Genomic DNA, 8,384 nt, shown 5'->3' with positions numbered 1-8,384 from the left:
CTACTACTTTATAATACAAGGAGGCTCTTTCCTTTCTTGTGCGTTTCCTCCATACCGCCCGGCCGCCCGAGTGGAAAACCATGTGCTTTGTGACAAGAATTGCAATTTCATCTAAATTCGATTGCAAAACCTTGCCCGACCGCATATAATAAAATTATCAAATTAAAATTGGGATAAGGCGCCAGCAAGGGCCGCCAGGCTGTGGGGCGGGCGGTTTTGTCCGTTCCCTTTTGTTGGTAACGTGTCTGGCTTTTGAATGAAAGGAAGGATGCAGAAAGTGTCAGAATGCAATTTCAAGAAGGTCTTGGTTGCAAACCGCGGCGAGATCGCCATCCGGGTGTTCCGGGCCTGCTACGACCTGGGGCTCCACACGGTGGCCATGTACTCCAACGAGGACACCTACGCCCTGTTCCGCACCAAGGCGGACGAAGCCTATCTGATCGGTGAGAACAAGTCTCCCCTGGGGGCCTATCTGGACATCCCCGCCATCCTCGACCTGGCCAGGCGCCGGGGCGTGGACGCCATCCACCCCGGGTACGGCTTCCTGTCCGAGAACGCTGACTTTGCCCGGGCCTGCGAGGCGGCGGGGATCAACTTTGTCGGCCCCCCCTCCCACATCCTGGCCCAGATGGGCGACAAGCTGGCCGCCAAGGCCACGGCCATCGCCTGCAATGTGCCCACCATCCCCGGCTCTACCGAGCCCCTGAAGGACGCCGACGACGCGGTGGCCCGGGCAGTGAGCTATGGCTTCCCCATCATCCTCAAGGCTGCCGCCGGCGGCGGCGGGCGCGGCATGCGCCGCTGCGACAACGAGGAGGAGGTCCGCCTCCAGTTCCAGCTCGTCAAGAATGAGGCCAAAAAGGCCTTCGGCAACGAGGACATCTTCATCGAGAAGTTCCTGGTGGAGCCCAAGCACATCGAGGTCCAGATCCTGGCCGACAAGCACGGCAACGTCTATCACCTGGGGGAGCGGGACTGTTCCCTCCAGCGCCGCTACCAGAAGGTGGTGGAGTTCGCCCCCGCCTGGAGCGTCCCCAAGGATACCATTGAACGGCTGCGGGCCGACGCGGTGAAGATCGCCCGCCACGTGGGCTACATCAACGCCGGCACCGTGGAGTTCCTGGTGGACCGGAACGGCAGCCACTACTTCATCGAGATGAACCCCCGGATTCAGGTGGAGCACACCGTCACCGAGATGGTCACCGGCATCGACCTGGTCCGGGCCCAGATCCTCATCGCCGAGGGCCTGCCCATGTCCGACCCCCGCATCGGCATGACCTGCCAGGAGGACCTGCACATCAACGGCTACGCCATCCAGTGCCGGGTGACCACCGAGGACCCGCGGAATAACTTCGCTCCCGACACCGGCAAGATCACCGCCTACCGCTCCGGCGGCGGCTTCGGCGTGCGGCTGGACGGCGGCAACGCCTATGCCGGCGCGGTCGTCTCCCCCTACTACGACTCGCTGCTGGTCAAGGTCACCGCCTGGGACAACACCTTTCAGGGGGCCTGCCGCCGGGCCACCCGCGCCATCAGCGAGGAGCACGTCCGGGGCGTCAAGACCAACATTCCCTTTGTCACCAACATCCTCACCCACCCCACCTTTCACGCCGGCAAGTGCCACACCAAGTTCATCGACGACACGCCGGAGCTCTTCGACATCGACACCGGCCGGGACCGCGCCACCAAGGTCCTGAAATACATCGCGGAGATCCAGGTCCAGAACCCCTCCGCCGAGCGCAGGCAGCTGGACGTCCCCCGGTTCCCGCCCTATGAGAACACCCCGCCCAAGTGCACGGGCCTCAAGCAGGTGCTGGACCAGGGCGGCCCCGAGGCCGTCAAGCAGTGGGTGCTGGACCAGAAGAAGCTGCTGGTCACCGACACCACCATGCGCGACGCCCACCAGTCGCTGCTGTCCACCCGGATGCGTACACGGGACCTGGTGAAGGGGGCCGAGGGCACCGCCGAGATTCTCAACGACTGCTTCTCCCTGGAGATGTGGGGCGGCGCCACCTTCGACGTGGCCTACCGCTTCCTCCACGAGTCTCCCTGGGAACGGCTGGACCTGCTGCGGGCCAAGATCCCCAACATCCCCTTCCAGATGCTCCTGCGGGGCGCCAACGCCGTGGGCTACACCAACTACCCCGACAACCTGATCCGGGAATTTGTCAAGGAGTCCGCCGTCTCCGGCATCGACGTGTTCCGGGTCTTTGACTCGCTGAACTGGCTTCCCGGCATGGAGGTTGCCATGGACGAGGTCCTCAAGCAGAACAAGCTGCTGGAGGCCACCATCTGCTATACCGGCGACGTGCTGGACCCCAAGCGGGACAAATACACCCTGGACTACTACGTCCGGATGGCCAAGGAGCTGGAGAAGCGGGGGGCCCATCTGCTGTGCATCAAGGACATGTCCGGTCTGCTGAAGCCATACGCCGCCAAAAAGCTGGTGACGGCCCTCAAGCAGGAGGTGGGCCTGCCCATCCACCTGCACACCCACGACACCTCCGGCAACCAGGTGGCCGCCCTGCTGATGGCCGCCGAGGCCGGGGTGGACATCGTGGACGCCGCCATCGACTCCATGGCCTCCATGACCAGCCAGCCCTCTCTCAACGCCGTGGTCACCGCCCTGAAGGGTCAGGACCGCGACACCGGCCTGGACCCCGACAAGCTGCAAAAGCTGTCCGACTACTGGGCCGACGTGCGCCTGCGCTACGCCGCCTTTGAGGCGGGCATCAAGAACCCCTCCACCGACATCTACCGCTATGAGATGCCTGGCGGCCAGTACACCAACCTGAAAAGCCAGGTGGAGAGCCTGGGCCTGGGCCACCAGTTTGAGGACGTCAAGGAGATGTACAAGGCGGTCAACGACATGCTGGGGGACATCGTCAAGGTGACGCCGTCCTCCAAGATGGTGGGCGACCTGGCCATCTTCATGGTGCAGAACGGCCTGACCCCGGACAACATCGTGGAAAAGGGCGCCGCCCTCACCTTCCCCGATTCGGTGGTGAGCTACTTCAAGGGCATGATGGGCCAGCCCGCCTGGGGCTTCCCCGAGGACCTGCAGAAGGTGGTTCTCAAGGGCGAGGCGCCCATCACCTGCCGCCCGGGCGAGCTGCTGCCCCCGGTGGACTTCGAGGCCGTGGAGAAGAAGATGCGCGCCTTCATGGGCGACGACCGGATCAACCGCCGGGCCATGGTGTCCTACTGCCTGTACCCCAAGGTGTACGAGGAATACCGCAAGCACCGCAAGGAGTACGGCTACATCATGCGCATGGGCTCCCATGTGTTCTTTAACGGCATGGCTCTGGGCGAAACCAACAAGATCAACATTGAGGACGGCAAGACCCTGGTCATCAAATACCTAGGCCTGGGCGATCTGAACGAGGACGGCACCCGCAACGTCCAGTTCGAGCTCAACGGCATGCGCCGTGAGATCGCCGTGCCCGACCCCCGCGCCGACGTGCAGACCCACACCGTAGTGCTGGCCGACCCGGAGGATAAGAGCCAGGTGGGCGCCTCCATCCCCGGTATGGTGTCCAAGGTCAGCGTCCAGCCCGGCGACGCCGTAGAGGAAAATCAGGTCATCGCCGTCATCGAGGCCATGAAGATGGAGACCTCGGTGGTGGCGCGTATGGCCGGCATCATCGACCAGGTGCTGGTCAGGGAGGGCTCGTCCGTCAAGGCCGGCGAGCTGCTCATGACCATCAAGGTAAAGTAAGAACAGCTTGCGCAGCGCATACGCAAAGCCCCCTGCCCGATCCTGGGATCGAGCAGGGGGCTTTTTGCCCGCAGGGCCGTGGCCGTAGGCTTCCGCACCGCCGGGGACCCCGGCGTGCATATGTTCTATATTCCTCCGCCGCTCAGATCATATTTTCCCGTGATGTCTTCCCCGTCGGCGTTCCACAGGGTCACCGGTTCCAGGTCCAAATGATCGGATGCAATGCGGTTGTCGATCTCCGCAGAGACAAGAAAGCGCTCTTTTTGCGGAAGTTCCAGGCGGTACCGCAACCCATCCGGCGCAACGGTAATACTTGCAATCTGCCGTTCTGTGTTTCTTTCGCCATAGAGCAGGTACTTTCTGCCGCCGCTATGCGCATGACTCATATCCCTTTCTCATTTTCATACAGAACATAATACAGGAGGGGGCGGAAGTCTGTACACTTCCGCCCCCTCCTTTCCGTGTCGATTGGTCCCGGCGGCCGGGGCGCTTTTTTATTCCCCGGGTTCTCTGAGCCGGAGGAGCCCCTCCAGGGGGGACACCGCGCCGTCGGTGGCGGCGGAGAGCAGATAGCCGTAGATGCGGCCCTTCTGCTCCTCGTACAGATCCAGCTTTTGGTAGAGCTCCTTGTACGCGGCAAAGGTCTCCTTCTTGGTCCGGATCAGCCGCCGCAGGCCGGTCTGGGTGTTGACCAGGCTGTCCTCCCGCTTGCGGTAGTAGTACACCGCCCGGGGCACCGCGGCGATGAGCCGGGCGTACTGGATGTACTCCAGGTTGAACAGGAAGTCCTCGCACCAGGCCATCCGGCGGTCGCAGCGCAGACGGTTGGCCTCCACAGTGCTGCGGCGGTAGAGCTTGTTCCACAGTACGCCGTAGTAGTAGTTGGCCGGGGCCTTCACCATCTGCTCGGCAAACTCCCGGCGGGTCATGACGCCGCCGGTTTTGATGTGGCCGCGCCGGGCCTGCCGCTCCCCGGCCACCCGGTAAAAGTGGGCGATCACCAGGTCGCAGCCGGTAATCTCCGCGGCCCGGACGAAGGTCTCGGTGGCGTCGGGGGCAAGCCAGTCGTCCCCGTCGGCAAACTGGAGGTACTTGCCCTCGGCCAGGTCCATGGCCTGATTCCGGGCGTCGGACACGCCGCTGTTGGACTTGTGCAGGGCGATAAAGCGGCTGTCGGCGGCCGCCGCCCGGTCACACAGGGCGGCGGAGCCGTCGGTACTGCCGTCGTCCACCAGAAAGCACTGGAAATTGGAGTAGCTCTGGGTCCGGATGCTCTCTACGCACTGCTCCAGGTAGGGCGCCACGTTATAGACCGGAACGATGATGCTGACCAGGGGCTGGTTCACGGCTCAGGGTCCCGGTTCAGGCGGCCGTCTCAGGCGCGGCGGTCTCCATCCCCAGCTCCTCGAAGGGCACCACAACGGCGCCGGCGGGGGGCTCCACGGCGGGGGTCTTGTCGGTGGTCTTATAGTCGCCGGAGATGGTCATGTTCATGCTCATCAGGCCCAGCAGATCCATCTTCATCTCGGCGGTCATGTGGTTTTTCTCATCCATGCCCATGGTCATGGTCATGACCTCAGTGGTCTCGCCAGTCTCGGCGCCGGTGACCATGGTCATCTTGATGTCCATGGCGTAGCCCACCACCTTGTCGTTCTTGGTGTTCAGGGTGAAGGACAGGGTCATGTCGGCGCCGTCCTGGGTATAGGTGTAGGCGGTGGTGTAGTCGCTGCCGTTCTTCTGGAAGCCCTCGTCGGAGAGCAGCTTGGCGGCGGAATCCACCAGGCCGGCGACGGTGGCGTAGGCGGTGTCCTTATCGGACAGGTCGGCGCTCTGGAGCATGGCCTCCAGCATGGCGGAGGCGTCCAGGGTCTTGGACAGGTCCATCAGCTCGGCGTAGTCCATGCCCAGTTGCTCAAACAGGGCGCCCATATCCATGGAGTACCAGGTGTCGGCGGGCAGGCCCAGGGCCTCCAGCGCCTCGCCGGTAAAGGTCATGTACAGCATGCCCTTGTCCATGTCCATGCGCATCTCCAGGCCGACGCCCTTCTCCTTCAGGGCGGTCAGCAGAGCCTGCTCCTCGGCGGTCGGCGCGGCGGGCTCCTCGCTGGTGCCGGCGGCGGCCAGGGCGGACAGGTCGGCCATGAGCTCCTCCAGGTCCAGCTTCATGTTCATGGACATCTGGGCCTTGACGGCGTCCGCCACCACGCCCTCCAGGGTGCCGTCCACGGTGGCGGGGCCCATGCCCATCATGCTCAGGTCAGCGTCAAAGTCGGCGGTCACGGCCCAGGCGCCCTCGTTGAACTGCCGGCTGTACTCCAAGTATTTGGCCAGGATGGTGTACTCCTTGCCCGCCTTGGCGCTGCCCAGCAGCTTCTCGGTGTCCACGATGACGGCCGTCTGGTCGTCCTGATCCCAGCCCACGGCGCAGCCGAAGGCCTGGGCGGCGAAGCGGACAGGCACATAGGTGCGCCAGGTGGCGGAATCCACATAGGGCGCCACGTCCATAGTGATGACGGTGGCGGTCTCACCCTCGGTGAGGGTGGCCTCGGCGGAGCCGATGGTCATGGTCAGGGTCTTGCCGTCCCGAGCGGCGGTGATGACGTCGCCCTCGTTGGACACCTCGGCGCCCATGGCCTCAAACACGGCGCGGAAGGGCAGGAAGGTGCGCTGGTCCTTCACCTGGGGCACGGCGTCGGTAAAGGTCAGGTTCTGGCCGTCCAGTTGAACGGCGATGGTCTGCTCGGCGGCGGGGGCGGGGCTGACAGGGGGCTCCTCCCCCTCGGCCGCCAGGGCGGCGGTGGACAGGCCCAGGGTCAGGACCAGGGCAGTCCCCATGGCGAGGACCCGCTTCAGGGTATGCTTCATGGTAATTCTTCCTCCTTGATGAATGCATTTGGTCTTTTATTTTGAATCAAACTGATTGATTCCACCGGGTGGTACAATAGAAACGACGCAGCGCTCTGAAATATGACAGGCGCGGGCCCTTTTTTTCTTTCCAAAAAAGGATTATACCAGCATCTCCGCTCCACCGCAACCCATCGGAAGCGGCCATTTTTTGTATTCACTGCTCTTCCCCTTGCCTTCGGCGCCTTTTTGCTGATCGTTAACACAATTAAACCATTTACATGTGCTAAAATCAAGTAAATTTCTGGCACACGGGCCCGCCCTGCCTTCTCTCTTGTCGGGCGGGGCGAAAACTGATATAATAAAATGATTTTTGGGAGGAGATGCTCTTATGACCTACAAAGAGGAATTCATCACGTTCATGGTCCGCGCGGGCGTGCTCACCTTTGGGGATTTTGTCACCAAGTCCGGCCGCAAAACCCCCTATTTCATCAACACCGGCAACTATAAGACCGGCGCCCAGGCCGCCCAGTTGGGCGACTACTATGCCGCTTGCATCCAGGAGCATCTGCCCGACGGGGTGGACTGTCTCTTCGGCCCCGCCTACAAGGGCATCCCGCTGGCGGTGGCCGCCGCCTCCAGCCTGTACCGGAATTACGGCCGGGACCTGCCCTACTGCTTCAACCGCAAGGAGGCCAAGGACCACGGCGAGGGGGGCTCCATGGTGGGCTACAAGCCCCAGGACGGGGACCGGGTGGTCATCGTGGAGGACGTGGTCACCGCCGGCACCGCCGTGCGGGAGTCCCTGGCGCTCTTTCAGGCTCTGGGCGACCTGAAGGTCACCGCTCTCATCGTCTCGGTGGACCGGATGGAGCGGGGCACCCGGGACTGCTCCACCCTGGACGAGCTGCGCGCCGACCACGGCATCGCCGTCTACCCCATCGTCACCGTCGGGGAGATTCTCGCCTTCCTGCACAACCGGGAGATCGACGGCCGGGTGTATATCGACGACGCCATGAAGGCGCGCATGGAGGCCTATCTGGCGGAATACGGCCCCCGGGCTTAAGGGCTTCCGCCGAACAATCCACGCGCAGAAGAGGGGTGCCAGCATGGGTGTCCACGACGGCCACCGCAAGCGGCTGAAAACACAATTTCTCATCCATGGGGAGGATTTCCACGACCACCAGCTCCTGGAGCTGCTGCTGTGCTATGCCATCCCCCAAGGGGACGTGAACGACCTGGCCCACGCCCTGCTGGACCAGTTCGGCTCTCTGGCCGGAGTGTTCGACGCCCTGCCCCCCTCCCTCACGCGGGTGGACGGGGTGGGGGAGCACACCGCCGTCCTTCTCAAGCTCATCCCCAAGCTGGCCGGCCGCTACTCCACCATCCGCAGCTCTCCGGGGGACATTCTGGCCTCCAGCCGGGCCGCCCGGGACTACCTGCTGCCCTACTTCCAGACGGGTCCCCGGAACGAGATGGTCTACCTGGTGTGCATGGATGCCAAGTACAAGGTGCTGGGCTGCCACAAGCTGGGGGAGGGCACGGTGAACGCCGCCGACATCACCCCCCGCCGGGTGGTAGAGCTGGCCCTGGCCCACAACGCCTCCGCCGTCCTCCTGGCCCACAACCACGTCTCAGGCCTGGCCCTCCCCTCCAACGCCGACCTGCTCACCACTGAAACGCTCGCCCGGGTGCTGCGGGAGGTGGGGGTGGAGCTGGCCGACCACCTGATCTTTACCGAGGACGACATGGTCTCCCTGAAGGATAGCGGCCTGCTGAACGGGTATCCTAACCCATACTGAGGGCCGGAGCATCGGTGGAT

The 8,384-nt window shown here is 63.4% G+C and carries 6 protein-coding genes; 3 read left to right on the top strand and 3 right to left on the bottom strand.

Features of this window, described 5'->3' with window-relative positions:
* Nucleotides 1–277 precede the first annotated feature (277 nt).
* Nucleotides 278–3,718, top strand: a complete 3,441-nt coding sequence (locus tag B3H64_RS11050; RefSeq protein WP_414653505.1) for a pyruvate carboxylase — start codon at nt 278–280, stop codon at nt 3,716–3,718.
* Between the two features lie 125 nt (nt 3,719–3,843).
* Here the strand turns inward: B3H64_RS11050 and B3H64_RS11045 are convergent, their stop codons facing one another.
* From B3H64_RS11045 to B3H64_RS11035, 3 genes are all read right to left on the bottom strand, one after another.
* Entirely contained in the window at nt 3,844–4,104 is a 261-nt protein-coding gene (locus B3H64_RS11045) for a hypothetical protein (RefSeq protein ID WP_286735097.1), read from the bottom strand.
* 108 nt (nt 4,105–4,212) lie between these two features.
* On the bottom strand, nt 4,213–5,064 hold the full coding sequence (locus tag B3H64_RS11040; protein ID WP_286735096.1) for a glycosyltransferase family 2 protein: 852 nt from the start codon (nt 5,062–5,064) through the stop codon (nt 4,213–4,215).
* A gap of 16 nt (nt 5,065–5,080) precedes the next feature.
* Complete coding sequence (locus tag B3H64_RS11035; protein WP_286735093.1) at nt 5,081–6,583, bottom strand: copper amine oxidase N-terminal domain-containing protein; 1,503 nt, start codon at nt 6,581–6,583, stop codon at nt 5,081–5,083.
* A gap of 370 nt (nt 6,584–6,953) precedes the next feature.
* Between B3H64_RS11035 and pyrE the strand changes: the two genes are divergently transcribed.
* Both pyrE and B3H64_RS11025 read left to right on the top strand, forming a co-directional pair.
* The gene (gene pyrE, locus B3H64_RS11030) at nt 6,954–7,628 is read left to right on the top strand and encodes an orotate phosphoribosyltransferase (RefSeq protein WP_050619190.1); all 675 of its coding nucleotides are present in this window, start codon (nt 6,954–6,956) and stop codon (nt 7,626–7,628) included.
* Between the two features lie 43 nt (nt 7,629–7,671).
* The gene (locus tag B3H64_RS11025) at nt 7,672–8,364 is read left to right on the top strand and encodes a JAB domain-containing protein (protein WP_286735090.1); all 693 of its coding nucleotides are present in this window, start codon (nt 7,672–7,674) and stop codon (nt 8,362–8,364) included.
* Nucleotides 8,365–8,384 lie beyond the last annotated feature (20 nt).

Source organism: Intestinimonas sp. UBA1698 (genome assembly GCF_002320075.1).
GTDB classification, from domain to species: domain Bacteria; phylum Bacillota; class Clostridia; order Oscillospirales; family Oscillospiraceae; genus Intestinimonas; species Intestinimonas massiliensis.
The sequence above is the reverse complement of the archived record's forward strand: the minus strand, read 5'-3'. Positions and strand labels throughout refer to the sequence as shown.

Excerpts from the sequence above, each read along its gene's own strand:
- B3H64_RS11045 (WP_286735097.1), bottom strand. The coding sequence starts at position 4,104 with ATGAGTCATGCGCATAGCGGCGGCAGAAAGTACCTGCTCTATGGCGAA.
- B3H64_RS11035 (WP_286735093.1), bottom strand. The coding sequence starts at position 6,583 with ATGAAGCATACCCTGAAGCGGGTCCTCGCCATGGGGACTGCCCTGGTC.
- pyrE (WP_050619190.1), top strand. The coding sequence starts at position 6,954 with ATGACCTACAAAGAGGAATTCATCACGTTCATGGTCCGCGCGGGCGTG.
- B3H64_RS11025 (WP_286735090.1), top strand. The coding sequence starts at position 7,672 with ATGGGTGTCCACGACGGCCACCGCAAGCGGCTGAAAACACAATTTCTC.